This window comes from Streptomyces sp. RK62, assembly GCF_018070255.1.
GTDB lineage: Bacteria > Actinomycetota > Actinomycetes > Streptomycetales > Streptomycetaceae > Streptomyces > Streptomyces nigra.
Genome location: NZ_JAGPYD010000006.1, coordinates 73,336 through 99,017 on the forward strand (window position 1 = coordinate 73,336; position 25,682 = coordinate 99,017).

At 66.4% G+C, this 25,682-nt stretch carries 15 protein-coding genes and 3 pseudogenes; 11 read left to right on the plus strand and 7 right to left on the minus strand.

All coding sequences use genetic code 11. The features are described from left to right. Positions 1-141 precede the first annotated feature (141 nt). Positions 142-3,840 (plus strand): P-loop NTPase fold protein, encoded by a 3,699-nt coding sequence (locus tag KBY32_RS13010; RefSeq protein ID WP_210980095.1) that lies wholly within the window; start codon positions 142-144, stop codon positions 3,838-3,840. 480 nt (positions 3,841-4,320) lie between these two features. Here the strand turns inward: KBY32_RS13010 and KBY32_RS13015 are convergent, their stop codons facing one another. Continuing rightward, entirely contained in the window at positions 4,321-5,130 is an 810-nt protein-coding gene (locus tag KBY32_RS13015) for a helix-turn-helix transcriptional regulator (RefSeq protein WP_308293714.1), read from the minus strand. Then, positions 5,127-5,414 carry a helix-turn-helix domain-containing protein gene (locus KBY32_RS13020; RefSeq protein ID WP_210980096.1) on the minus strand — a complete coding sequence of 96 codons (288 nt, stop codon included), beginning with the start codon at positions 5,412-5,414 and terminating at the stop codon, positions 5,127-5,129. Before KBY32_RS13020 ends, KBY32_RS13015 begins: the two co-directional genes overlap by 4 nt. Before the next feature lie 374 nt (positions 5,415-5,788). Between KBY32_RS13020 and KBY32_RS13025 the strand changes: the two are divergent. The 4 genes and pseudogenes from KBY32_RS13025 to KBY32_RS13040 form a co-directional block, all read left to right on the plus strand. Continuing rightward, positions 5,789-6,142: pseudogene (locus tag KBY32_RS13025) on the plus strand (hypothetical protein); the annotation flags it as partial. 75 nt (positions 6,143-6,217) lie between these two features. Further along, positions 6,218-6,871, plus strand: a complete 654-nt coding sequence (locus KBY32_RS13030; protein WP_210980097.1) for a bifunctional 2-polyprenyl-6-hydroxyphenol methylase/3-demethylubiquinol 3-O-methyltransferase UbiG — start codon at positions 6,218-6,220, stop codon at positions 6,869-6,871. Positions 6,872-7,721: 850 nt separating this feature from the next. Beyond that, positions 7,722-7,952 (plus strand): annotated as a pseudogene (locus KBY32_RS13035) (hypothetical protein); the annotation flags it as partial. 229 nt (positions 7,953-8,181) lie between these two features. Further along, entirely contained in the window at positions 8,182-9,024 is an 843-nt protein-coding gene (locus KBY32_RS13040) for an IS5 family transposase (RefSeq protein ID WP_210980098.1), read from the plus strand. Here the strand turns inward: KBY32_RS13040 and KBY32_RS13045 are convergent. Both KBY32_RS13045 and KBY32_RS13050 read right to left on the minus strand, forming a co-directional pair. Further along, the gene (locus tag KBY32_RS13045; RefSeq protein WP_247689417.1) at positions 9,019-9,261 is read right to left on the minus strand and encodes a hypothetical protein; all 243 of its coding nucleotides are present in this window, start codon (positions 9,259-9,261) and stop codon (positions 9,019-9,021) included. The genes KBY32_RS13040 and KBY32_RS13045 overlap by 6 nt on opposite strands. 850 nt (positions 9,262-10,111) lie before the next feature. Next, positions 10,112-10,579 carry a DUF1877 family protein gene (locus tag KBY32_RS13050; RefSeq protein ID WP_210980099.1) on the minus strand — a complete coding sequence of 156 codons (468 nt, stop codon included), beginning with the start codon at positions 10,577-10,579 and terminating at the stop codon, positions 10,112-10,114. A gap of 233 nt (positions 10,580-10,812) precedes the next feature. Here KBY32_RS13050 and KBY32_RS13055 point away from each other — a divergent pair, with 233 nt between their 5' ends. Continuing rightward, positions 10,813-12,015: an IS701 family transposase gene (locus KBY32_RS13055; protein WP_210980332.1), complete on the plus strand. Its 1,203-nt coding sequence runs from the start codon at positions 10,813-10,815 to the stop codon at positions 12,013-12,015. A 224-nt stretch (positions 12,016-12,239) separates the two neighbouring features. On the opposite strand, the gene KBY32_RS13060 is transcribed toward KBY32_RS13055, so the two are convergent. After that, positions 12,240-13,157, minus strand: a complete 918-nt coding sequence (locus tag KBY32_RS13060; protein ID WP_308293715.1) for a L,D-transpeptidase family protein — start codon at positions 13,155-13,157, stop codon at positions 12,240-12,242. A gap of 36 nt (positions 13,158-13,193) precedes the next feature. After that, a complete protein-coding gene (locus KBY32_RS13065; protein WP_247689418.1) occupies positions 13,194-13,718 on the minus strand; it encodes a hypothetical protein in 525 nt (174 codons plus the stop codon). Between the two features lie 1,270 nt (positions 13,719-14,988). On the opposite strand from KBY32_RS13065, the gene KBY32_RS13070 reads away from it, so the two are divergent. The 5 genes and pseudogenes from KBY32_RS13070 to KBY32_RS13090 all read left to right on the plus strand — a co-directional run bounded on the left by KBY32_RS13070 (position 14,989) and on the right by KBY32_RS13090 (position 24,994). Continuing rightward, positions 14,989-22,695: a DNRLRE domain-containing protein gene (locus KBY32_RS13070; RefSeq protein WP_247689450.1), complete on the plus strand. Its 7,707-nt coding sequence runs from the start codon at positions 14,989-14,991 to the stop codon at positions 22,693-22,695. A gap of 7 nt (positions 22,696-22,702) precedes the next feature. Beyond that, on the plus strand, positions 22,703-23,413 hold the full coding sequence (locus KBY32_RS13075; RefSeq protein WP_210980101.1) for an Imm52 family immunity protein: 711 nt from the start codon (positions 22,703-22,705) through the stop codon (positions 23,411-23,413). Between the two features lie 2 nt (positions 23,414-23,415). Continuing rightward, positions 23,416-23,829, plus strand: a complete 414-nt coding sequence (locus KBY32_RS13080; RefSeq protein WP_210980102.1) for a hypothetical protein — start codon at positions 23,416-23,418, stop codon at positions 23,827-23,829. A gap of 350 nt (positions 23,830-24,179) precedes the next feature. Continuing rightward, positions 24,180-24,672, plus strand: a pseudogene (locus tag KBY32_RS13085) (IS5 family transposase); the annotation flags it as partial. Beyond that, entirely contained in the window at positions 24,650-24,994 is a 345-nt protein-coding gene (locus KBY32_RS13090; protein ID WP_210980103.1) for a hypothetical protein, read from the plus strand. The pseudogene KBY32_RS13085 and the gene KBY32_RS13090, both read left to right, overlap by 23 nt. Before the next feature lie 35 nt (positions 24,995-25,029). On the opposite strand, the gene KBY32_RS13095 is transcribed toward KBY32_RS13090, so the two are convergent. Further along, on the minus strand, positions 25,030-25,518 hold the full coding sequence (locus KBY32_RS13095; protein WP_210980104.1) for a hypothetical protein: 489 nt from the start codon (positions 25,516-25,518) through the stop codon (positions 25,030-25,032). Positions 25,519-25,682: the final 164 nt, after the last annotated feature.

Here is a 25,682-nt window from a genome sequence, read left to right on the forward strand (position 1 = left end):
ATCCCGGGGGCAGGGCGGGGGTGGCACGGTCGCAAGGGAACCGACTGTCGGTGGGTGGCCTTATGGTGCTGTAAGGCCACTTGGGGCGCCTGAGGCGTTTCCTGTTGGCTGTTGTGCTGCGTGAGAAGGATCGAGGGCACGATGGCAACACCGATGGGTGACTGGCTCAGTCAAGCAGATCTCATCCAGGACAGCGAGGTGAGCGTCCCTGCGGACGACCGGCTCGCGCACCTACATGTGGCTGAGCAACTGCAGCACCTTGTGCTGTCTGTCCCGACGCCCACGAACGTTGCTGTGTGGGGCCCTTGGGGGTCCGGTAAGAGCGGAGTCGCCAATCTGCTCAAACAGCGTATCGATCGCCGCGACCGCATCCGGTTCGTTCGGTTTGACGCCTTCAAGTACGCCGAGAACCCTCTCAGGCGGAACTTCATCACTGCTGTTGCTACCGAACTCGGTATTTCCGACCCGCAGTTCCATGCGCACCTATACAGCGGGAAGGTCACGGCGGAGTTCTCGTTCACAGCGAAGCATGCGCGTCAGTTGTTGTGGATGTACCTGCGGATGTTCGCCCTCGTGTGCGGGGTGTCGTTGGTGACTGTGGCTCTGTTGGCGGAGTTGAGGAAAGGCCCGTTCTGGCCAGGGTTTACCTCTATGGCCGGCGAGGCGATCCGGGCAGGGCTAGCTCCGGCGGCTCTGCTGACATCCCTCGGTGTCCTGGTGTCTCGGACGTTGACGACGGAGCACAAAGTCGACGCGGCACGCAGCGATGAGGAGTTCGAGCGGATCTTCGACAAGCTCGTCAGTCGCTCCCGGGTAGAGCGGTTGGTGGTATTCGTCGACGAGGTGGACCGCTGCGCGCCGAAAGATGTGGTGGCTACTCTCGATGCACTGCGGACCTTTCTGGGTGTGCGCCGCTGCGTCTTTGTGGTGGCGGCCGATCAACAGGTGTTGGAACGGGCTCTGACCGAGGCCCTGGAGCAGGCGACGCCAGCCGACGTTGTCAACCCCTACTACAGCAGCGGCAGCGGGTATCTGGACAAGGTGTTCCAGTACCAGGTGAACATGCCTCCCCTGCTGGTGCCGCAGGTGACACGTTTCGCCGCGGATCTGGTGTCGAAGCGGGGCGGAATGTGGGGAGAGGTGGATGTCGATCTCATCGTGAGCATCCTCGTCCCGTCCCATGTTCGTAGTCCTAGGCGGGTGAAGGCGCTCCTCAACGCCTTCGCTCTGACCTACCGGCTCGCACAATTGAGGCAGGCTTCCGGTCTGCTGGAGACTGATGTGGCCGCCCGGGCGGACGAGATCGCCCGACTGGTGTGCCTGCGGGTGGAGTTCCCACTGTTCGCGCGGGAACTGACGCTGGATCACAGGATGCCGCAGTTCGTCCTCGCACTGGCGGAAGATCATGATGCAGATCTAGGCTCTCATGTCCCCCCATCTGTGCGTGAGGCGGCGTTGGGCTACGCCGGGCAGCAGACGCCGGTGGACCAATCTCTCGTCGACGGCTCGCAGAATCCCGAGGACGCGCAGGCGGTGCGCATCGCCCAGGGCCAGCAGTTGCTGGACTATCTGGGCCGGACCAGCATTGTTGCTGGACCGCAGAGGGATTTGATCTTCATGCAGACGACCGGCAGCGTCGTCGGTCTGGCGTCGGCCTCGGCCGAAGCGCTGGAGCAGCATGCACAGAACGCCGCGTTGGGGCAGTTGCACGAGTTGTTGGCGGATCTGTCACCCGAGGAGCGGTCTGCGGCTTTCTCTCTCCTCATTCAACAAGTCCGCGCGGCAATGGGGGTGGAGGCCTGGAACGTGGCGCAGTCGGTTCTCCTCGCCTGCGCTGTCGACGGCATCGCCTTGCAGGAGCGCGCTGACTCCGCTCTCGGAGTGGTCACGCCCGTACTCAGGCAGATTCCGCATGAGCTGCCGGCGCGGGTTCTCGGTGGGGCGTGGCGCCTTGCTCTGGCCGGCAGCGGTGCCGCGGCGGGGCAGCTGGCAGCTCGGGTACTGCGCCACCCGGCGCTAGACGAGGATGCGGAGCTGGTGGCGACGATTTTGCAGGACGTGCCGACTGCGCTGGCCGCGGATACCGAGCGGGTGGCAGACCTTCTGTGTGGGCACCTTTTGTCAGGCGCCGCAGCACAGGCAAGGGCGGCTCTGTCGAGTCTGGAGGCCGACGACGCTGAGCAGTTGATGGCGGCACTGGCTCCCGCGCTGAACAAAGAGTTGCGCACGATCATCGACGCCGCGGAAGAGGCCGCTCAAGCCGATGGCGGGACGATGCCGGCTGTAGCGACAACGGGCGACGATGCTCTTGCCAGTGTCCCCGAAACAGTGTGGCCAGACGATGCGCTGCTGGAATTGCGGGCTCTTCTCCAAACGTGGTCAGCACACGCCCCCCATGCCGCCCACGGCGTGCTTGACCTGCTGCTGCACCTCGACAAGACGCGCATCGACCAGCTCATCGAGGATGTCTTGGAGGAACTCCCAGTCGTCCGCGAAGACACCCTGGCCGTGACTATGCTCTCCCGCACGGCCCGCCGTCCCTTCTCCACATGGCCCCGGTGGCTGGGGGCGCTGGATTCTGCGCTGACCACGGGCGCCCTGGCTTCCGGCCTCACTCCCCTGCTGGAGATCCTGTGGCAGGACGCCAGAGGAAGCGAGCCCCAGGCCGGTGAGCACGTCGACGCCATCGCTGCCAGCTGTCTGCGGGTCATTGGCGATCGGCCAGCGGACAACCGCTATGACCTCACTCAAGTGGTCATCCATGACCTGGAAGGGTTCGCCGAGACCGACGACGAAGCCGACGAGCGGCGCAGCATCCTGTCAGCGGCTCGGCCCTTCGCCGACAACGGATTGCTGGACAACGCCGCCGTGTTGCGCCACGAGGCCGCAGCTCTCGTCCACACGCTCCGGTCCGGCGACGTCGACAGCCCGGCTTCCGGATCACCGTTGCAGCATTACCTCAACGCAATGATCGTCGAGTGTCTTGACGGCTTCGACCGTCATGGTCGGCATCCGTTGTCTCAGGAACAGGTCCAGACGCTTCTCACTTCCCTCGACGAATGCTCCTGGATTGCCGAGCCCAACCGGACCTTGCTCAGCCTCACCGCCCGCCACAGCATCCGGGAGCTGCCCAGCGGCACAAAACTCCGTCCCCTGCCGGATGCCCAGTCGATGCACGCCTTCGCCCTCGCGCATCCCGCTCATGAGGGACCCGCCCTGGCGGCGTGGATCCAACTGAGCCGTCCGTCTGCCGCAGATCTGATCACGATCCTGAAGCCGCTGACGCGCAGCGGGCACCCCGCTCCCGACCGGGCCATGGTTCGCATAGCGGGTGGGCAGCTCAATCAGCTGCCGGCCGGTGACAGGGCCTATTTCTGGCAGACGCTGCTTGGAACATCCGGTCCAGGCACCCCTTCCCGCACCGTACTCGACGACCTGGGCTGGGCACGGCTTCCGGATTCCGCGGCAGCCGACGTGCTGATCGCCCGGTTTGAAGGATCCACCAATCAAGGCGCACGCGACGCCGTGCTGTTGCTGTGGGAGGAGGCTCATATCAGCAGCAGCCCTTGCCGTCGACGCCTCGTGGAGAGAGTGATGCTGCCGCTACTGGCGACAGGCCAGACCGCAGCCCAATCTGCACTTCAGTCCATGGGGAAGCTTGCCGACCCTGTCCCCACCGGGACGCGCAAGGCTCTGCGGGATGCCGTGGTAGCTGCGTCACAGCGCTGGACCAAGCTGGAAGGCCCAGCCAACCGCACCATGCGTCGACTCGGCTACGACGTGGAAAGCCGCGGCCTGTTCAGCCGACGTCAGAAGATCAAGGAGGTACCCACCGACTAGACAGCCGACAAAGGCGCTCGAACCGTGCTCAGACGTTGCATCCGACAGCTCGGAACCGCAAGCCGTCGGCCTTCAGTCGCCCCTATCGGCTCTCACTAGCACGGACAACTCACATGAAGCGAGCCAAGAATGACCTGCTGATCTCTAAATACGCCAATGAGTAAACCATTCCGGACGCACGTTCGGTCCGCGGTGACACCTCCTCGTCGTCCAGCCGCATCACACTCCCCTACCTGCGTGGGGGTCGGTCAATGAGGCGGGTTTTGTGTCCGATCACTCGCACCGAGGCGCGCCTCATGCACCGCCCAAAGCGCTCACCCTAAGATCAAACAGCAGAGCTGCAGGTCAGAGCTCCATTCCTTGTGGCCTTCTCATTTAAGTGCGCTGGAGCTTCTCACATGATGTCACCAAGGCTTCTCACTTGATGTCCCTACTTTTCTGTGCCCTGACCAGCAAAGATGCATGACATCGAGATGCGAACTATCGGTGACGTCGAGATGAGAAGTCGCATCGCATCGCGTCGGGGATGGCCCGCTTCACCAGCACCGCTGTGGCTGCGTCGACATCGCCCCGGTGCTCGGCAAGCGCACCCTGCACGGCATCGCGGATCAGGTCGACCGGGCCGGACGGCTCCTGGAACGCGTGGCGGGCCGGGCCCTTGGAACCCTTGGTCGCACGCGTGGAACCTTTGGTCGCACGCGCCGGACGTGTCGTGCGCGGTGGCGCCTTCGAGGTGTGCGCGGTGGGCTGTCCGGCCGGCGGGGCAGCCGGGGCCCCGGTGGCGGTGGGCCGGCAGTCGGCTGGGGTCAGGTGCTGAGCGAACCCCGCCACGCGTTGTCCGGCCGGACGGCCGCACAGCACACAGGGCTCGGGGGCGACGAGCAGCTCCACGTCCTCCCCGTCCCCGTCCTTGTCCTCGTCCTGGCCGAGGTCGGGCGAGGACAAGGGGGTGACGGTCGCGGCCGTGCCTGACGTGTCGGGCTGCTCCGCAGCCGGCGCCGACTCGGTCTCGGTGACCGACTCGGTGGCGGTCTCGGTGGCGGTCTCGGTGGCGAGCTTGGCGTTCAGACCGTCCAGCAGGTAGGCGTACTTGGTGCGGATCTCGCCGGCTGGGTCCCGGCCGCTTTCCCAACCGCTGAGGGTTGAGGGGCTCACGCCGAGCGCGCGTGCCACCTGTGCCTTGGACAGCCGGGCGCGCTCGCGTAGCTCGCGGCGCACGTTGCAGGGCGGGAGTTCGGCCTGCGGGCCAACGGCGTCAAGGAGCGAATCGATCGCGTCGAAGTCGCTCACCGGTCCGTCCCCCTTGCTTCGGCGCGCACCGTACGGCGCCTGGCTGCGGGCAGCGCCTCGCACGCTCTGGTCGGGCCCGCCAGAAGATCCAGCGCACCGATGCCGTAGTGCTCGGCCAGGACATCGACGTCGCGCAAGCTCCAGGAGACGGCACCCGACTGACGGCGCGACACCTGTGTCTGCGTCAGCCCCAGCACCCCCGCCACCGACCGCTGCGATTCACCCGTTACCTGCATCAACGCGGCCACCGTCAGCCGCAGCGACTCCTCCAAGCGCAATCCCATGCCACCATCCTACCTGATATCCATGCAACTTCCGCATCCACGTCAGCTTTTCACTATCAAAAATGTAGAAAAGCTTTCAGTGTTCGGCGGGAACTGAAGGTTCTCGGGGGCGCGGTGTCAGCGATCCATGCCGCCGGAATCATGGGGAAGCCGTCGGGCCGCACGCCGGGCTTCCCCATTCACCCGACGCGCCTGTTCCACCGCACGACCGGACAGACACGACAGGCACACGAGATCCACGACACGGCGGCGCAGCCGGAGCCGGGCCGTGGCCGCCACCCACGGCAATGGCGAGCCCGGGCGATGGCAGCCACCCGTGGCGGCGCACCGTACGCACTCCAGTGCCCAAGAGCGCGGCAACCACCAAGGCGTTCCTGCGCGAGAACACCATGGTCCGCGACATGGCCGAACGTATCCTCGGCAACGCTGTCATGTATGTCATGGGCTCCATCGAGAACCCCGACGTCCACCTCGGCGTCGGCAAGCTCGTCGACATCGGCGTCCACTAGCTCATCCTCGACACACCCGTCTGGTGGGGTCTGTGCCACCTGTGCAACGGCGGCCGCTACAAGCACCACGCCCTGTTCATCGAGCGTCGCAACGACGGCCTGTGCCTGCGCACCAGCGACTTCCTCACTTCCCAGGGCTGGGACATCGATGAGGAACTGTGGGCGATCGGCGGTGCGAACTGCTCGCCGTGCGACAACAAGGTCCCCGACAGTCACTGACCCCGCTACTGTCTGCCCCTGCCCTCTCATCCCTTGGGCAGGGGCTCCCTCGTACCCGCGGCCAGAGGACCAGCCGTGCCCGTACCCCACGACATCCCCGCCGAGACCGAGCTGTGGGACACCTACGCCGCCAGCGTGTTCGACGCCGCGGCCGAACCGTCGTTTAGCTGGACGCAGTACGCCGGCCACGGCCCAGGCCCTGAACTCCTGGGCGCACCCGGTTCGGTGCTGGAGATCGGCTGCGGCACCGGCCGGGCCCTGGCCCACCTCGCCCAGCAGGGGGTGAAGGCCACCGGAGTGGACCTCTCGCCCCGCATGGTGGAGCTGGCCGGCCAGCGGTGGGCACCGCTCGGCGTCCGCATCGAACAGGCCGAAGTCCTCGACTGGCTCGCCGCCGCCCAGGCGCACTACGACGCCGTGTACTCCATTTTCGGCGCGGCCTGGTTCACCGACCCGTCCCGTCTCTTCCCGCTGGTCCGTGAACGCCTCAGCCCTGGCGGGCAGTTCGTGTTCTCTCAGCCGCCGGCCATTCCGGGCGCCTACGGCCCTCAAGGCATGTACAAGGGCGGGCTCGCAGGTAGAGCGATGTTCACCTACCGCTACAGCTACAAACCCGCCGTATGGGAGCGGCACCTGCTCCGCGCCGGATTCACCACGGCCACAGCCGTGATCGTGGACGCCCCGAAGAACGGTTACATCGGCACTCTCCTCGTGAGCGCCCGCACCTGACAGCCACCTGCAGCGCAACCCCAGCCGGACCCGGCGAGCTGATGTCCATAGCTCAAGAAGCCTGCTGGGGGCCTCCTGTGGACAGCGGGCTGCCATTGAGGGCTTCTCGCATGCGCCGTCACCGACAGCGGCAGCCGCCCGTCCCTTGCGATTCCGTACCGCTGCTCCCCGTGCATCTTCCACGCGGAGCCTCCGAAGCCAGGAACCCGCCCCGGGCATCACCGCGGAGGCTGAGAACCGGCCGATGCTCCTTCCGGATGCTCCTTGACCCCAGGACAGGCCGCCGATGTCGAGGCGGTGCCGGGTACGGGTGACGGCTACGTAGGCCAAGCAGGCCTCCTTGTCGTCGATCCGGCGGACGGTTGCCTGCCCCGTACCGTCCGGCGGCCCGTCGGAGGGTGGGGTCAAGTCGTCGGCGATCTTCATCTGTGCCCATTCCCGGCCTTTGGCCTGGTGCGCGGTGGAGACGGTTACCTCGCACTGGTCTTCGGGCGCGAGATGCGCCACGGCGGCCAGGATGGCATCCGCGCCGTAAGTGTCGACCACGTCGACCAGGGCTTGCAGATCGCGGTCGGCAGGGTCGTCCTGCAGATCGTCCCAGGTGGTGACAGCACCAAGTCGGGGTGGGTGGTGCAGCTTCCTTCTTTGAGGTCGCGGGCTGCCAGCGCCAGAGCGGGCAGGCTGTCTTCTCCCCCGGCCAGCGCGACCCGGTGTCCGCCGGACAGTAGTTGGACCATGACGCCGACATTGGTACGGCACAACAGCACGCCGGGCCGGCTGACGGGGCGCGTTCGGTGGGCACGGCGTCGGCGTCGGCGTCGGCGAGACGGACGGGGCGTCGGCCAGGTACAGCCAGCGGTCGGTCGTCGTCGTCCAGCCCGACGAGGACGACCCCGTCTGATTCGCTTCAGTGGCCGTCTTGGACGAAGGCGGCTACGAGATCATCCGCCGCCACACCACCTGTAACGAGCACGAGGTCACCACGGTGACCAGCATCAACGACATCGCCCGCGACCTCACCATCTGGATGGCCGCCCACGACTTCCCCGGACGGCCAACCAGGCGGATCAGCAAGTTCTAAAACACCGCCTAAAAGAGCGTTTTGTCCCGACGGGGGTGCTTCATTGCAGTTCAGGTGACGGACCGCTTCGGGCCGGCTGAGGCGGTAGACGCTTGTTGTGGCAGATGGGACGGGTGACGGCCTTCGAGGGGCCGTTTCGGTCCCTTCGCTCCTGTCTGATCCCAACACGCCCCCGGTCACGCCTGTTTGCGCCCTGTGGCGGGACGGCTGGCATCGGTACTACCGAAACATGCCTCGCCGACAGCGGCCGTACCCGAGTGACCTGTCCGATGCCCGTTGGGAACTGCTGGAACCAACTCTGACAGCATGGCGGGCCAATCGAAGAGGGAAGGGCCTGGACATCGGCCGACCGCCCGAACACAACCTGCGCCGGATCATGGACGCCATCCTCTACGTCGACCGGACCGGGATCCCCTGGCGGTACCTACCGCACGACTTCGCCCCATGGGAGACGGTTTACGGCTACTTCGCCGCCTGGCAGAAGGACGAGGTCTTCGACCAGCTCAACGGTCTCCTGCGGCGACTGGTCCGAGAGGCCGAAGGCCGCGACGCCGAGCCGAGCGCCTGCGTCCTGGACGCCCAGAGCATCAAGACCTCGGCCAATGTGCCCGCGGCCGGCCAGGGCATCGACGCGGGCAAGAAGATCGCGGGCCGCAAACGGCACATCGGCGTTGACACGCTCGGCCTCCTCCTGGCCGTGCTGGTCACAGCCGCCAACGTCTCCGACAACGTCGGCGGCATTCAGGTTCTCTCGAGCATCGCCGCAGACCATCCGCGTGCCACGAAGGCGTGGGCCGACACGGGCTACCGCACCAAGGTCATCGACCACGGCGCCCGCCTCGGCATCGACGTCGAAATCACCCGCCGCGACCCCGCTCACAAGGGCTTCAAGGTGATTCCGCGACGTTGGGTCGTCGAGCGGACCTTCGGATGGCTCATGCACCACCGTCGCCTCGCCCACGACTACGAAACCCACCCCCATCGCTCCGAAGCGATGGTCCACCTCGCGATGATCGATCTGATGAGCCGCAGGCTCACCCGAGAGTCGACTCCGAACTGGAAGGACTCATAGCCGCCGGGCCACGCTGACCCGCGCATCCTCACTCCTCATCGACCGCGGCCAGCGGCTATCGATGAGACTCGCCGCTTTCCGACAGGCGCCGCACGCATCTTCCCGTTCCGGCAGCCACAAGTAGTCGGACGGTGACATGCCGGCTTCCTGAATGCCGCACAGCGTCGTGTCGAAAATGCCGAACGCGTGGCAGACACCAGAGGCAAGGCCATCCGCGACGGCCTTCTCCCAGCGCATCCCCAGAGGCAGATACGGCGGTCGCGAAATCTCGAACCACTCGCCGCCCACATGGGTGGCCGCATGGCACTAGGAACAGGACCAGATCTCCACTTCCCAGACCGTCGGTGGCACCGGCCACCGCCACATCGACCGCCCGCACACATCACACTCCACGGGCGGATCCTCACACGCCGGCACGGGCCGACCAAAGCGGCCAACATCGCGCCAGTTATCAAACGCCCTGGCCAGGACAAAACGCTCTTTAAGACGCTGCGCTCTCTCGGCGAACGGAGCGTCGTGGTCAGGGCCGTGGAGGGCAGCCCGTTCAAGGTGGGCACGTCGTCCTGCCCGTTGCAGAGGACGATACCCGTCGCTCGAGCCCTCAGCGCCGGGGTCCACGGCGTGCTCGCCGGGATCGCCTTCCTCTTCGAGCAGCACCACCATCGCGCGCTCGGCATTCGTCACGAAAGCCAGCGATCGTCCAGACGAACTGGTCAGCCATGTCTCACGCCTGCCTGCTGTCGATCGATCCTCGACCGAAGTGCCCCCAGCACCATCTCGGACGAGACACTCACAGGACTGTCGTCATTGATCACCCAGGACTCGATCACGAGCACGGCAATCTCGCGGACAGTTCAAAGAGACAGTCCCTATAGGGATCTGTGGCACGGCCGACAGCACCACCAGTCGATCGTGACCAGCTCCGGGGATCACCGGAACCGTGGTCGGCGCCGAAAACGATCAGGACGGTCGCTGGTCGCCGACCATCTAGTACTACAGCCGTAGATCGTGATCTTGCTGGTGATGGGGGAGATTGGGTGCTTCAGTTGGCCAGATGAGCGGCCACTGACCTGGAATCCCGGGCGGGTCAGAACGAGAAGTGCTTGACCACCGCCCAGCCCTGCTCCGCCGACCTGCCGTAGAAGGCTCGTAGGTCCTCGTGGTACTGAGCCAGGCGCTCCCGCATCTCCTCATCCGACTGGGACGAGGGCAGCTGCCGCCACTCCTGCCACCGGTCCGGGAACGAGACCCCCTCCAGGTACGCCGCCGCTCGCGCCACCTCCGGTGGCCCGAGCACCGCATGGCCCGGGCCGCCGCCGGGGTCCGGTATGTGCCGGCCACCGAAGACAGGGAGCTCCCGGTCGCCACCCGGCTCCGACCGGGGCCAGTAAAGCTCGTTCAGCTGGAAGAAGCCGCTCTCCAGCCATACTGAGTCTCCTGCCCGGACCCGTCGGCGCAGCTCGTCGAACTCCACATCGAATAGGGCCTCAAAGCCCGCCACGTCCCCGGGCAGCCCGGAGGGTTCGAATCCTTGAAAGTAGATCCACATACTCACGCCCGGCAAGCTACCTGGTGCCATCGACGCTAACGCCGTGGCGACGGCACACCGCAGGCACGAGCGGTGCAGCGAGGAGACATTCGAACCGTCATCAACGACCAGATCTGCCGGGCGGCTGAGATAAAAGTGCGGCCACCGTTGATCATCGGCGTGTGAAGTCAAACGATCATGTGGTGGCCGCAGGTCACAGCATAGATCCCGTCCGGTGGCGGGAAGCGTTCGAGGTGGCCATGGGCCGGATCGCGGGCCGGTTCGCACGGGTTGAGCCCCGGCGCCGGGTGAGGGACTTGGTGCTGGGTCTGCTGTCGGACCTGAGGCGCAAGAACTGCTGGACGATCGCCGAGTGGGCCGGGGAGGCCGGCCCGCACGGCATGCAGCATCTGTTGTCCCGGGCCGTCTGGGACGCCGACGCCGTCCGTGATGACGTGCGCGAATACGTCGTCGAGCACCTCCATGACGAGGCCGCGGTGCTGGTCGTCGACGAGACCGGCGACGTGAAGAAGGGCATCCACACCGTCGCCGTCCAGCGCCAGTACACCGGTACCGCGGGCCGGATCGAGAACGCCCAGGTCGCCGTCTACCTCGTCTACGCGGGCGAGCGGGGACACGCGGCGGTGGACCGGGAGCTGTTCATCCCGCGCTCCTGGACGGGCGACCCGGACCGCTGCCGGGCAGCGGGGCTCGGCGAGGACACCCCCTTCGCGACCAAGCCGGACCTGGCCCGCATGGGCTGGGTCACCGGTGACGAGGTCTACGGCGGCAACCCGACACTGCGGGCGGCTCTGGAGGAGCGCGGCATTGGCTACGTCCTCGCCGTGGCCTGCTCGGCCGAAGTCCCCACCAAAGGTGGCAAGTTCCGGGCAGACCGCCTGGTCAAGCGGCTGCCGAAGCGGGCCTGGCAGAAGGTGTCCGCCGGGAGAGGAGCCAAGGGGCACCGTTTCTACGACTGGGCGGTCATCGACCTGGCCGACCCCGGTCCGAGCCACCATCAGCTGCTGCTCCGCCGCAACCGCACCACGGGCGAACTCGCCTACTACCGCTGCTTCTCACCCCTGCCGGTGCCGCTCACCGAGCTGGTCCGGGTCGCCGGATCGAGATGGCGGGTGGAGGAGACCTTCCAGGCCGAGAAGGGACTGGCCGGACTCGACGAGCACCAGGTCCGCCGCTACTCTTCCTGGGCCCGCTGGGTCACTCTCGGCATGCTCGCGCACACCTTCCTCGCCGTCGTCCGCGCCGACGAACACACACACCGCCCCGCACCGGCCGACATGGTCCCGCTGTCCTGCAACGAGATCCAGCGCCTGTTCATCACGCTCATCGTCCGGCCGGTCCACGACGCAACCCACTGGCTCGGCTGGTCCGACTGGCGACGCCGCCATCAAGCCCGGTCCCGCATCAGCCATTACCGGCGACAAGCCGCATCCCAGACATGAAGATCACGATCTACGGCTGGAGTACTAGGATGGCGAGGGTGATGGCAGGAACCAGTGACATCGAGAAGGCGGCCGATGTACTGCGCGCCGGTGGCCTCGTGACCCTCCCGGCCGGGTGGCGGACCGCTACGCCCGCGGCACGGGCATGTCCACGGACGTCTTCCTGCCCCGCTGGCTGCTGATCACGGCGGTGCTTTTCGGCGGCTCGGCGGCGCTGCTCGCGGTCAGCCGATGGCGATCCGGGGGTGGGCCGCGGGCGTCATCCAGCTCATGATGCGGTCCATGGTGGCCCGGGGCACGGAGACGCAGCCGGCGGTGGCGCCGCTGCCGTTGACGTGGAGGAATATGCCGGCGCCGCGGCCGGGCGTGGCGGGCCACCGGTTGAAGTTGATGACGAGGGCCTTGGCGTACTGGACCGGGTAGTTGACCAGGTGCTCGCTGCCGAGGTCGCCGGACTCGGTGAGCGGGAAGTCCGCGCCGGCTTCGCCGTGCATGGAGTTGTAGAACTTCGACTCCGGGTCCTCCACCCACCAGTCGTCGTTCGTGACCCGGTGGTACGGCATGGCGGTGCCGCCCGCCTCGTTGCCGAAGCCTTCGGTGATGGTGTAGGTGCCGGTGGGCGTGGTGTACGTGCCCTGTCGGCGGGTGGCCCCGTCGGTCACGCCGTTGGACCCGACACGGGCGGCACTGGTGCTGAACTGTGCCTTCCAGCCCGAGGATCTCTTGGCCCAGGCGGTGACGGTGGCGTAGGAGCCGCCGGCCTCGACCGTGATGAGCTGGGTGGCGTCGCCGGTCTCGACCGGCACCGGGAAGTCGGGTGCGGCAGGGGCCGGTGCGGCCGCCGTGGCAGGGGAGCCACTGGCCCCACCGGCGGTCTCGCCGGTGGCGCTGTCAGATGCGGAGGCGGACGCCGAGGGCGAGGCGGATACGCGGCCGGAGGCCGATGCGGAGGGGCCGGTGGAGGAGGAGCCGGAAGCGCTGGGCGACGCGGTGCGGGTGGGGGCCTCCTCGGGTGACCGTGACACCTCGACCGAGCCGGCGGCCGGGGTCTGCTGGTCGTCCTGCCCGGCGCAGGCGGAGGTCATCGCCAGGGCGCTGAAGGCTGCGGCGGTGATCAGAACCTGCCGGGGAAGGGCTTGCACGGGGAACTCCTTGCTGGGGCGCTAAGGCGGGTGGGTTCAGCTCGCGGTCGCGGGCTCGGCGGGCAGGGCACCGGTGCAGGTGGCCCGTCCGAACGTGCCGGTGGCGGTGGCGCTCTGGACGTGCCGGCCGCGGATCGCGAGGGTGCAGCGGGCCTGCCCGCCCTTCTCGCCGAGGGTGATGCTGACGATCGGGTCCCTGCCGAGGGGGACGTCGACCATCTTGCGCCAGGGCAGGGCGGCGGCTTTGACGACGGTGGCTTTTCCCGCCTCGCTGCGGTCCTGGAAGGTGATGTCGGCGGCGCCCTGGCCGGTCACCTCGTAGGTGACTGAGGCGGTGGGAGTGCGGTGTTCCGGCTTCTTGTCGCTCTGACCCGGGTCGAGGATCCCGTAGAGAACGAGTCCGCCGCAGACGGCCAGCGCCGCGCCGGCCGCGATCAGGCCCGAGCGGTCCGCGCGCCGGAAGAACGATGACGCGGCCGCCACCGGTTCCTCGCTGGTCGGGGTGTCCGACTCTTCGGGCTCCGGCCCTGGCTTTTCGGATTCGGGTGTTGTGGCGCCCATGAAGGCTCCCCCTTCGTAATGTCGACTGGTCGGGATTGAACCGAGCGGGGTTATACACGACGAGATCCATCGATTGCCAGTGAGGGGAAATATCGGACACTCGGCGACCTATTCAGCGTCAATAGTCCGCAATGTCCGGGCGCTTGACAGCGCGTCATCGGAATGAATAGAAACCCGGCGCCCCTGTCTATGGAGTCGTTTCCCGTGGTCGGGGGAGTAATTCTGGCGGCATGTTTATGCCTTGACGCACGAGGAAAGGTTTGGCGTGAAACCCAGACTGGGCAGGCTGATAGCGTGCCTGGTGGTAGGCGCGGTGACAAGCACCGCGTTGCCCCAGGTCGCGTATGCGGCGCCCGCTGATGACGGTGACGACAAGGGTATTGTCGACACCGTCAAGGGCTGGTTCGCGGATGACGACAGCGGGAAATTGGCGGCGCCTCCGTCGCATGACGAATTGGATGTGGCGGACCGGCAGAAGCTGCCGAAGGGCAAGAACGCCCCGAAAGCCAAGCGGGTCAAGGAGCTGACGAAGCAGCGCACGGCAAACGCCCGCTTCTGGCAGCTTTCCGATGGCCGGGTGGAGGCGGAACTGTCGGCGGTGCCGACGTCGTACCGTTCCGGCACCGGCAAGAAGGTGGCCTGGAAGTCCGTCGACACCACGGTGCGGGGCACGAAGACCAAGGGCTTCGAGTTCGCCAACACCACGAACAACGGGCGCAGCTGGTTCGGTGAGGACGCCGACCGCCTCGTGCGTTTCCAGTCGCCGAGCGGTCGTTCGGTGACCCTCGGCCTCGACGGCGTGAAGGACGAGGACCTCAGGCCGACGGCGAAGGGCTCCACGGTCACGTACAAGGACGCGACACAGGGAGCGGACCTTCAGTACGTCGTCGGTCCGGGCCGGGTGAAGGAGAACATCACCCTGGCCGAACGGCCCGAAGGTCCGCTGAAGTTCACCTTCACCCTTGACACCGACGGGCTGATACCGAAGGCGCGCAAGGACGGCTCGATCGCGTTGTACGGCGAGTTGCCGCACACACCGGAGCTGGTGATCCCGGCGCCGTACATGACGGACGCGAAGAAGGCGGAGAAGTCAGTCTTCGGCCGGACCTACAGCACCAAGGTCACCCAGAAGCTCACCAAGGACGGTGACTCCTGGAAGCTGACAGTCGCGCCGGACGCGAAGTGGCTGGCGGCCAAGGAGCGGCAGTACCCGGTGGTCATCGACCCGACGATCACCATCGCGCCGTCGCCGACCGACTCCCAGGACACGATGGTTCTGTCGGACCAGCCGACCACCAACTTCAACACCACCTGGAAGCTGTCGGCGGGCAAGACCGACACAGGTACCGCCCGCTCCCTGATCAAGTTCCCGCTCAGTGAGATCCCGTCGGGCACGAAGATCGACACCGCGCGGCTGGAGATGTACTTCGACCAGGCGCACACCACCAACGCCAACGACGTCACCATCGGGGCGTACCGGGCCACCAACACCTGGGACGAGCTGTCGGCGACCTGGGACAAGACCAGTGCGCTGGTGGGCGAGCTGTCCGGCACGAGTGTGCAGGTGGACGACGGGGACTCCGGGACGACGGCGGCGGTCGGCGCGTGGAAGCCGGGCTCGCAGACGTCCGGGATCGACGGCGACTACCTGTACAACAAGGACTCGATCACCACCGACACCTACACCTGGCAGCCGAAGATCCCGGAGACGGCCTCGTACCGGGTGGACGCGCACTATGTGACCGCCACGGACCGCTCCACGACCGCCCCGTACACTGTGACCGGCCAGGACGGCACGGCCGCCTACACCGTGGACCAGACGGCCGGCTCGGGCGGCGTGTGGGCTTCGCTCAACGGCGGCTCGCAGATCGACTTCGCCAAGGGCACGGCCGGAAAGGTCGTCCTCGGCGACACGGACGCCTCGACGGCGGTGATCGCGGACGCGGTGCGCTGGGTGAACCCGGCGTCGATCGTGAAGAACACCGGCGAGTACAACCAGTGGCACAAGTTCCCGGTCACCGACACGGTCCAGCAGTGGCTGGACGGCACCGCCACCAACCACGGCTTCGTGCTGAAGGCGACCAACGAGGCCACCGCCCCGACGGGCGGCCCGCGCTATGAGTCCGGTGACGGCGACTACGGCGGCGAGACCTCCACGATTCCGCGGCTGACCGTGACGTACGGCAAGGTCGGGACGACCCTGGACTCGCCGTCGGTGATCCACGGCACCGGTCCGGAGCTGTCGTGGAAGGCGTACTCCAACACCACTGGCCACAGCAGTCTGGACATCGCCGAGTACCAGCTGCACCGCTCCACGCAGCAGGCGTTCACACCCTCGGCCGCGACGCTCGTCGCACCGGTCGACAAGACGGCCACCAGCTACACGGACACCACCACGACGCCGACTCCGGACTCCTCGGCGAACGAGATCGACCGCTCGTACTACTACCAGCTGGCGGTGAAGACGAAGGGCGGCGAGCTGCTCGGCTCACCCACCCGCATCGTGGGCGTGCCGAAGGCGGGCCGCACCATGCGGCTGATCCAGGGCACGTCCGGGGTGACGGACACGACCCTGTCGTCCGCGCAGCCGAGCACCAACCAGGACGCCATCCAGTCCTTCGGTGTCGGGCAGAAGTGGCTGAGCGTGGGCAACAACTCCGCCACGTACGGCAAGACCCGGGCGGCGATGAAGTTCACCACCTCCGACATCCCGACCACGGCCACGGTGCTGGAGTCGCGGCTGTTCATGTGGGGTGCGGAGACCACCACCGGCACGAACGGTGCGATCTACGAACTGCACGGCCTGAACCGGGACTTCGCCGAAACCTCCGCCACCTGGAACAACGCCAACTCCACCACCGCGTGGACGACGCCGGGCGGTGACTACTCGGCGACCGTGTCGGACACCGTCGCGCAGGTCTCGGAGGTGGGACGCCACTGGTGGGACGCCACCTCACTCACCCAGGGCTGGATCAAGACGCCGACCAGCAACAAGGGCGCGATGGTCAGGCTGAAAGACGAATCCGCCACCGGCCCGCAGGAACGCACCCTGTTCCTGGCCTCGGAGGCATTCGACCACCAGCTCGGGCCGCTGATGCGGGTGATCTACGTCGACTCCACCACCGAGGACACCTACTACGCGCCGCAGACCCCGGCCCGGATGACCCCGAACTCCACCTACACGGTGGACTTCACGGTTACGAACACCACGAGCTCCGCCTGGGCGAGCGGTGAGCGGCAGCTGTCGTACACCTGGAAGCTCCCCGACGGCACGGACGTGACGACCGGCGGCAACCAGCTCTCCACGGCGATTCCGCCCCTGAGCCCCGGCCAGTCCGCGACCGTCCAGGCGCAGGTCAAGACGCCGATCAACTCGGACTCGGGCAGCAAGCGCACCGAGTACGTGCTCGGCTGGGACATCAAGAAGATCTCCGACGGCAGCTGGCTGTCCGCCGGCACCGGCGGGATCCCGTCGCTGAAGCAGAACGTGGCGGTGGAGGACCCGACGTCCAACGCCCTCGGGCTGGAGAAGTTCTACTCCTACACCGGCAAGAACACCGGTGCCGGGTCGACGGTGATGAACAACCTGTCCTCGGGCAACAGCGTGTGGTCCTACAACGCGTTCACCAACCCGGGACGTGGCCTTACGACGTTCGCGCGGTTCGCGTACAACTCGCTGGACACCTCCGACACGGTGACCGGTGCGGGCTGGTCGGCGCAGCTGGCCGGGCCGATCCGCCTCGGCGCGCCGCTCGACTTCCATCCCAAGCCCAACTCCAACGCGACCGAGATCCGCCTCCCGGACGGTGACGGCACCACGCATGTCTTCCGCAAGCAGGCGGACGGCACGTGGAAGGCCCCGGCGGGCGTCCATTACCGCATCACCATGAAGGCGGGCTTGGACTGCACCCCGAACAAGGACCCGATCCCGGACGCCTGGACGCTGATGCGCCCGGACGGCACGCGGTTCCTCTTCGGCTGCGACGGCTACCTGACGTCCGTCGTGGACAAGAATGGCAACACGCAGACGTACACGTACGAGGAACGCAAGTCCAACAACAAGCCGACCAAGTTCCTCACGTACATCACCGACCCGGCGGGCCGGCAGTCCCTGCGGGTCGAGTACTACAAGAAGGGCGACGCGTCGTACGAATACATCGACGACACGGGCGCCAAGGTCTCGGGTTCGAACCTGACGAACTCGAAGATCTACGACCACGTCAAGTCGATCACGGACATCTCCGGGTCCGTCTCCGGCCTGCCGGTCCGGAAGATCTCCTTCTTCTACACGACGAAGGGCCTGCTCGGTCAGTTCACCGACGGCGACGGCTCCAGCCAGCCGAAGGTCTTCAAGTTCACCTACGACGCAACCCAGGGCAACAAGAACGTCAAGCTGGTCAAGGCCACCGACCCGCGGGGGAAAGGCACCCAGCTCGCGTACTACGCGCCGCAGGCGGGTGACGACCCGAAGTACCACTGGTGGACCAAGACGATCGAGGATCGGCTGGGCTACGACACAGGCTTCGGGTACGCGGCGAACGCCACGAACACGAAGTTCACCGACACCACGGTCACGGACGCGGACTCGCACGCCACGAAGTACGTGACGGACGACTTCGGCCGCCCGGTACAGAGCACCAACGCCAAGTCCCAGACCACCAAGATGAGCTGGGATGCGGACAACAACGTCACCTACCTGGAGGAGGACAACGGCGCCAAGACCGCGTACTGCTACGACCAGAAGACCGGTTACCCGCTATGGCAGCGCGACGCGGAGAACAACAAGACCGGTGTCCCGGACCAGACGACCACGTGCGTGACGGACACGTCCAAGTGGCCGGCTGGCGCGGCGAAGTACGAGTACCAGACGCGGGCAGACGGCTACTCGGCGGACCTCTTCCGCAAGACGTCGCCCGAGGGCCGCAAGTGGCAGTTCGGGTATGACTCGTTCGGCAATCTGAAGACGGTCGTCGACCCCAAGGGCGTCGCGACGACGTCCGTGCCGGATGACTACACGACGAAGTACGAGTACGACGCCTACGGGCAGCAGACCAAGGCGACCGACGCCAACGGCAATCCGACGACGTTCGGTGGCTTCGGCCCGACCGGCTACCCGACGACGATCACGGACGCCAAGACCTTCTCGGCGAAGTACGAGTACGACGAGCGAGGCAAGGTCACCAAGGTCACCGACGCCGACCAGAAGGTCACGACGCAGACGTACGACACGTTCGGTCGTCCCCTGGTCAACACGGTGCCGAAGGACCAGGCGGCAGGCGCCCTGATCACTACGGTAGCGCCGGAGTACGACGCCAACGACAACATCACGAAGTCGACGGCGCCCAACGGTGCCGTCTCCACAGCGGTGTACGACAACGCGGACCAGCTCACGTCGGCGACGGCGCCGACGAACAACCAGACCGCTGCGCGCACCACGACGTACACCTACGACAAGGCCGGCAACGTCAAGACGACGACGGAGCCCAAGGGCACGGCGACGACGACGGATCCGTCCGACTACGTCACGACGAACCACTACGACGAGATCTACCAGCTCACCTCCGTGGTCAACGCGAAGGGCGAGAAGGTCTCGTACGAGTACGACAACGTCGGGAACGTCACCAAGGTCATCGACCCGAAGAAGAACGCGACGGCCGACGCGACCGACTACACGACCAAGACCGACTACGACCTGATCCACCGGGTCACGGCCGCCACGGACGCGGCAGGCAAGACCACCAGGCGGGGCTACGACAAGGACTCGCTGGTCGTCTCGACCACGGACGCGGAGGACAACACCACGCTCATCACCTACGACGAGCGCGGCAAGCAGACCGAGGTCAAGGTTCCGCACGACGGCACGTCGACCCTCACGTATCGCACGGTGAAGTACGAGTACGACCAGGTCGGCAACACCACCAAGGTGATCAGCCCGCGGGCCGTCGCTGCCGGGACGACCACGGCGTTCACGCAGCGCACGGAGTACGACGCGCTGAACCGCCCGGCCAAGCGGTACCTGCCCTACGACCCTGCGGACAGCCGCTACAACAACCCCAACGTCTACACGGAGACCATCTACGACAAGGTGGGCAGGGTGGCGAGGACCTCGCTGCCGCCGTCGAACGGGCAGACCGCCCGCAATGACACCACCTACGAGTATTTCGACAACGGCTGGGTGCGCAAGGCGACGGACCCGTGGGACGTCGCCACGACCTACGACTACAACGACGTGGGTCAGCAGACCAAGCGCACGCTGACGTCCGCCGGCGGTGACGCCGACCGCACCATGACCTGGTCGTACTACGCCGACGGAGCGCTCAGGACGAAGTCGGACGACGGTGTCCCGGCTGGCAAGAGCGTGGTGCTCGTCGACAACTCCGACACCCAGAACACATCCTCCACCGGTACCTGGACGAAGGGAGACATCGCAGGCCAGCAGGGCTACAACCACGTCACACACGCGGCGGGCACAGGTACGGACGCCTTCACCTGGACGCTCCACATGCCCAAGGACGGCACGTACACCGCGTACGTGAAGTACCCGCAGGTGACGGGCGCCGCGACAACGGCGAAGTACACCCTCACGCACGGGACGACGACGGAGCCCTCGGTCACCAAGAACCAGACCGCCAATACCGGCACCTGGGTGCAGCTGGGGACCTACAGTCTCAAGCAGGGCGAGGCAGCCCAGCTGAAGCTGGACCAGAACAGTGGTGGCGTAGCGGTCGCCGACGCGGTCAAGCTGGTCCGCGACACTATCGGTGAGACCGACAACGAGAAGCGGACCTTCGCTTACAGCTACGACGCCAACGGCAACCTGACGTCGATCGACGACACCTCCTCGGGCGCCCGGATCGACGCATACACGGTCGCCTACACCGGACTCAACCAGGTCAATTCCGTCACCGAGGCGTTGGCCGGCCAGGAGAAGAAGGCCACGTCGTTCACGTACGACGCCAATGGCCAGCCGGAGACCGTCACCCACCCCGACCAGTACTCCGCGTACACGTACGACCTGCGCGAACTGGTCAAGAAGGTTTCGGTCGGCAAGTCGTCCACGGACCCCTCGCCGAAGGTGACGTCGTACACCTACACCGCCCGCGGCCAGAAGCTTCAGGAAACCAAGGGCAACGGCAACACAGTCGACTACACCTACTACCTCGACCGCGCGTTGAAGACCTCGGTGGAGAAGAAGGGCAGCGGCACCCTCGTCGGCTCGCACACCTACGTCTACGACCCGAACGGCAACAGGGCGCAGGACGTCGCGAAGAAGATGAACGCCGACAACCACACGGCGTACCTCGAATCAACCACGGACTACACCTACGACCCGGCCGACCGGCTGGCGAAGTCGGTGAAGACAGGCAACGGCGCCGGTACGGAAACCTACGTCCACGACGACAACTCAAACGTCATCAGCCAGACGGTCAAGGGCAAGACCAGCACGTTCGCCTACGACCGCAACCGCCTGCTGACCATGACGGCGTCGGGGATCACGGCCAACTACAACTACGACCCGTTCGGCCGCCAGGAGTCGGTCACCTCGGGTGGCCAGGTCATCGAGCGGAGCGTGTACGACGGCTTCGACCACGTCGTCGAGTCCCAGACGCTGGACGACTCGGGAACGCTGAAGTCGACGAAGTACACCTTCGACCCGCTGGACCGCACCGCCACCAAGTCCGCGGACGGGAAGACCACCACCTTCAACTACCTCGGCATGTCCGGCGAGGTCCTGAACGAGGAGGTCGCCGGCCAGCTGACCAAGTCGTATCAGTACAGCCCGTGGGGTGAGCGCCTGTCGCAGATCAAGCACAACAGCGACGGCACGACCGAGGCCGGCTATTACGGCTACAACGGCCACACCGACGTCGAAACCCTCACGGACTCGAACGGCGACACCAAGGCCACCTACGGCTACACGGCCTACGGCTCGGACGACGAGTCCGAGTTCACCGGCATCGACAAGCCCGATGCCTCCGACCCGAGCCAGGAGGCCTACAACGCCTACCGCTACAACGCCAAGCGGTGGGACGCCCAGTCCGGCACGTACGACATGGGCTTCCGCGACTACAACCCGGGCCTGAACCGCTTCACGACCCGGGACATGTACAACGGCGCCCTCGCCGACATGAGCCTCGGCGCCGACCCGTACACCGGCAACCGGTACGCCTTCACCGGGGGCAACCCCATCAACCGCGTCGAGTTCGACGGCCACAACTGGCTGGACGACGCCGCGGACTGGGTCGGCGACAACGCCGACTCCTTGGTCGACGCCGCATCCGCCACCGCGGAGATGCTCGGCGGCGCCATGCTGGGCGGCCTGGGTGGAGTCATGATCGTCGGTGGCGGAGCCGCCTGTGTTGCGCTCGCCATTCCGTCGTTCGGCACATCCTGCGGAGCCGGACTGGCCATCGCCGCCGCCGGCGCGGGCGCGTTGGGTGCCGGCCTCATGATCAGCCAGCATGGTGCGGACCGGCTGTCCGACGTCACTTTCCGTAACTCCGACAACGGGGCCGGTGGGTCGAGCTCCTGGCGCGACAAGCTGAAAACGCCGTCCGGGAGTGAGAACGGTCCGGGCTCGTGGCAGCCGAAGCCGCGTAATCCCGTCGGAAAGAATGCTGAAGCCTGGCAGCGGTACCAGGAGCAGGTAACCGGAGTAAAGCGTGGAAACGAATACATCGTGGATCACCCGACCACTGGTGAAAAAGCGGTCGAATACGACGGATACGACGCCGCGCGTAGCACCTTCCTCGAGGCCAAACTGGGCTACGGGAAGATGCTTGACGACGCAGGAGATCTGCTGTCCGTGCAGGCCAACAAGTGGATCAGGCAGGCCACACGGCAGATCGAAGCGGCGGGTGGCAAAACGGTAGAGTGGGTCTTCTCACGGCAGGACGTTGCCGACGCCGCGGAGAAGGTCTTCGACAAGGAGGGCCTGGACGTCGTCGTGCGCGTGGAGAAGCAGGTATGGGAATGAGGTCTTCATGGACCTGACGGTGCGAGGGTTCTGGGGGCCCAGGAAAGAGGCCCCGCTCGGCTTGGCCGGACGTCTGGAGGGCTTTCTGCGCAGGCTGCAGGAAATCTCCGGAGGGACACTCATCGATTGGCACACGGCCGAGGATGGTGATATCGCGCTGGACTCGGAGGTCCTCGCCGATTACATCGTCGCCGCCAATCCGGAGAGTGATGCCGAGCACATGGGCTACACGACCTCCCTGTGGGCGCAGCAAGCAGGCGTCATGAGGGTGGAAGTGTCGACCACTGTGGGTGGTACCGCCGAGTACACCGGAAACCGGATCGTCGTCACCGTACAGCCTGCCGGGGACGCGTCCCCGGCAGGCCTGGCCGGGATGGCGTGGAGCGCTCTTGTGGCTCTAGCCGAAGAGTGGGAGCCGGACTGGGGTGATGTCTCGGACGAGGTGACCCGCAAGGCAGTGCAGACTTCGAACGGCATTCGACGCTCGGATCCACGCTGCGGCTACGCGGTTTATCTCTCGTCGGGTCGGCGCGCACTGGTTCCGGCCGATTTCCCCGGGGACAGAACTCCCACGCGAGACGACGGCTTGGTGATCGTTCTGCCTGCTGTCGGTGGTGGATTCGTCACGGTGGAAGATGTCGTGTCCCTGGATGCGCGGCTGCGGCGGGCGGGAGCCCTCGACAAGCTTCCGGTCCCCATGAATCGCTCCAGGTGGTGAACATGAGGCTGTCGCTGAAGTACCCGCCGGCCGCCGCGAGCGGCCCGAAGTTCGCGGCCGACATCGTGGTGGCCGCGCGGGAGGTGTCACAGGTCGACCTTGACTACTCGGTGGCCAGCCTGGCCCAGGTGGACGAGGTGATCGAAGGCATACGTGGCGACGGCCCACCGGTCGACGCAGTGGCGGAAACACTGTTCGGCTTCGGGGCGTACGTCGGTGAAGTGCTGGTTCGTCACACAGACGCCCAGTGGGTGGATTTCGACGATTCCGCGCGTCAGTTGTTCGGGCACGCCTTTGGCGTGGCGACATCGACCGGGCAACTCTGGAATCCGTTGGGCAAAGCCTTCGCGCGCTATGTGAACGGGGCAGAGGATTCGCTGTATTACTTCTGCCACACGGTGATCAACCAGCCTTGAGGCACTAGAAGGTGACCCCTGGCCTGCGATGGTCCGATCCTGGATCGGATCGTCACGGAACCGGGGGCACTTTTCTTTGCGGCGGAGGCCAAGGAAGGGCTCCGTCGTTCTCGCGGTTGGCCCGAGACCGAGGGCGCATCGTGCGGACTGCGGTGCGCTGTGGTGTCGCCGGTCGTGTGGGCCGTTGATGGCACCTGGGAGCGGGTGTTCACCGCTCTGATGGCCCAGGCCGACGCCGATGAGGACCTCGGCTGGGCGGTCTCGGTCTACTCCACCATCGTGCGAGCCCACCAGCATGCGGCCGGGGCCCGCAAAAAGGGGCCCCGGCCAGCGAACCCGACGACCATGCCATCGGACGGTCCCGCGGTGGGCTGACAACCAAGATCCACCTGGCTGCCGATGCCCGCTGCCGGCCTCGCTTTCGTTCTCACCGCCGGACAGGCCGGCGATGCACCGGCCTTCGCCGACGTCATGGCCCGCCTGCGTGTGCCCCGGCAACGTGGCCGGCCGCGCACCAGACCGGACGTGGTCCTGGCGGACAAAGCCTATTCATCCCGTGCGATCTGCGACCACCTGCGCCGACGCGGCATCCGTGCCGTGATCCCTGTCCCGGCGGATCAGCGTGGCCACCGACTGCGACGCGGCCGCCGGGGCGGCAGACCGTCGGCCTTCGACCGCGAGACCTACAAGCAGCGCAACACCGTCGAGCGGTGCATCAACCGCCTCAAACAGTGGTGAGGCATCGCCACCCGCTACGAGAAGACAGCCACCACCTACCTGGCCGGACTCCACATCGCTGGCATCTTCCTCTGGTCCGCCGGTGATCCAAACGAAACCGCCTAGACCGGACGGGCTCGAGGTCCCGGCCGAGCAGGTGCTGGCCTGGGGCTGCGACGGCACGGCGGATCTCCTGTGCTGGCTGACGAGCGATGACTCACCGGCCGACTGGCCGGTTGCCTTGTACAACCGGGGCGACGACGCCTGGATCGTCGCCGACTGTGGAGTGGTCGAGTTTCTGTACCGGACCCTCAACACCGAGGACGAGGACGATTCGCTGTCCGGGGTGATGGAGTGGGGTGCGGCCGGCCCGCGTTTCCTGACGGAAGCTGAGGAACGGCGTATCAAGGCGTCGAGCCAGGACCCCTGGCCCGACGAGACCGAGTAACCGGCCATGAGCCCTGGGCCCGCCGTGCAGTGCCGTTACCCAAGGGGCCCGGACGGGTTCCAGAACGAGGTCAGGTCGCTCACCCGGACCAGGCTGAGCTCGCTGGGTTCGATCTCGTAGCCGTTCAGGACCAGTTCAGTGCGCTCGACACATCCCCGTGCGACCCAGTAACGGTTGTTGCTGTTGCGCCAGAGTTCGAACGGCATGGGTTTCCCGTCTGTGGTGATGGTGACGGGTTCGGAGGTCGGGAGGCTGGCCGGGTTTTCGTGGCCGGGGTGGTGGTACATGTCCAGAGCCCGCTCCAAGGTATCGACGGCCTCTGCGCTGCCGGCGGAGGCGCTGAAGACCGTGACGTGCTCGACCTGCGGGTCGTAGTACTGGGAGCCGAACCACAGGCGCACATAGATCTCGCCGGTGGCCTCGTCGTAGCCGTGTCCCATGACCTGCCGCGACTCCGGCCAGTTGGCGTCGACGGCGAAGGCGCTGAAGCCTTCCGCGGAGCCAGGGGTGCCTTGATCGTTCATGGGATCTCCCGGGTGCTAGTCCATGATCGGACATCCTGTCACCGCAACCCTGGCACGCGAACCAACGGTCCCGTCGCCGCTGACGAACCAACGCCCCAAAGGTTCTACATCTGCTGTGACTTACTTGTGTGCGCATCGTCACGCCCGTGACCCGTGATGTTCGT

Excerpts from the sequence above, each read along its gene's own strand:
- KBY32_RS13010 (WP_210980095.1), top strand. The coding sequence starts at position 142 with ATGGCAACACCGATGGGTGACTGGCTCAGTCAAGCAGATCTCATCCAG.
- KBY32_RS13020 (WP_210980096.1), bottom strand. The coding sequence starts at position 5,414 with ATGGGATTGCGCTTGGAGGAGTCGCTGCGGCTGACGGTGGCCGCGTTG.
- KBY32_RS13040 (WP_210980098.1), top strand. The coding sequence starts at position 8,182 with ATGCCTCGCCGACAGCGGCCGTACCCGAGTGACCTGTCCGATGCCCGT.
- KBY32_RS13045 (WP_247689417.1), bottom strand. The coding sequence starts at position 9,261 with ATGCGCTGGGAGAAGGCCGTCGCGGATGGCCTTGCCTCTGGTGTCTGC.
- KBY32_RS13055 (WP_210980332.1), top strand. The coding sequence starts at position 10,813 with ATGGGCCGGATCGCGGGCCGGTTCGCACGGGTTGAGCCCCGGCGCCGG.
- KBY32_RS13065 (WP_247689418.1), bottom strand. The coding sequence starts at position 13,718 with ATGGGCGCCACAACACCCGAATCCGAAAAGCCAGGGCCGGAGCCCGAA.
- KBY32_RS13070 (WP_247689450.1), top strand. The coding sequence starts at position 14,989 with ATGGTTCTGTCGGACCAGCCGACCACCAACTTCAACACCACCTGGAAG.
- KBY32_RS13075 (WP_210980101.1), top strand. The coding sequence starts at position 22,703 with ATGGACCTGACGGTGCGAGGGTTCTGGGGGCCCAGGAAAGAGGCCCCG.
- KBY32_RS13080 (WP_210980102.1), top strand. The coding sequence starts at position 23,416 with ATGAGGCTGTCGCTGAAGTACCCGCCGGCCGCCGCGAGCGGCCCGAAG.
- KBY32_RS13095 (WP_210980104.1), bottom strand. The coding sequence starts at position 25,518 with ATGAACGATCAAGGCACCCCTGGCTCCGCGGAAGGCTTCAGCGCCTTC.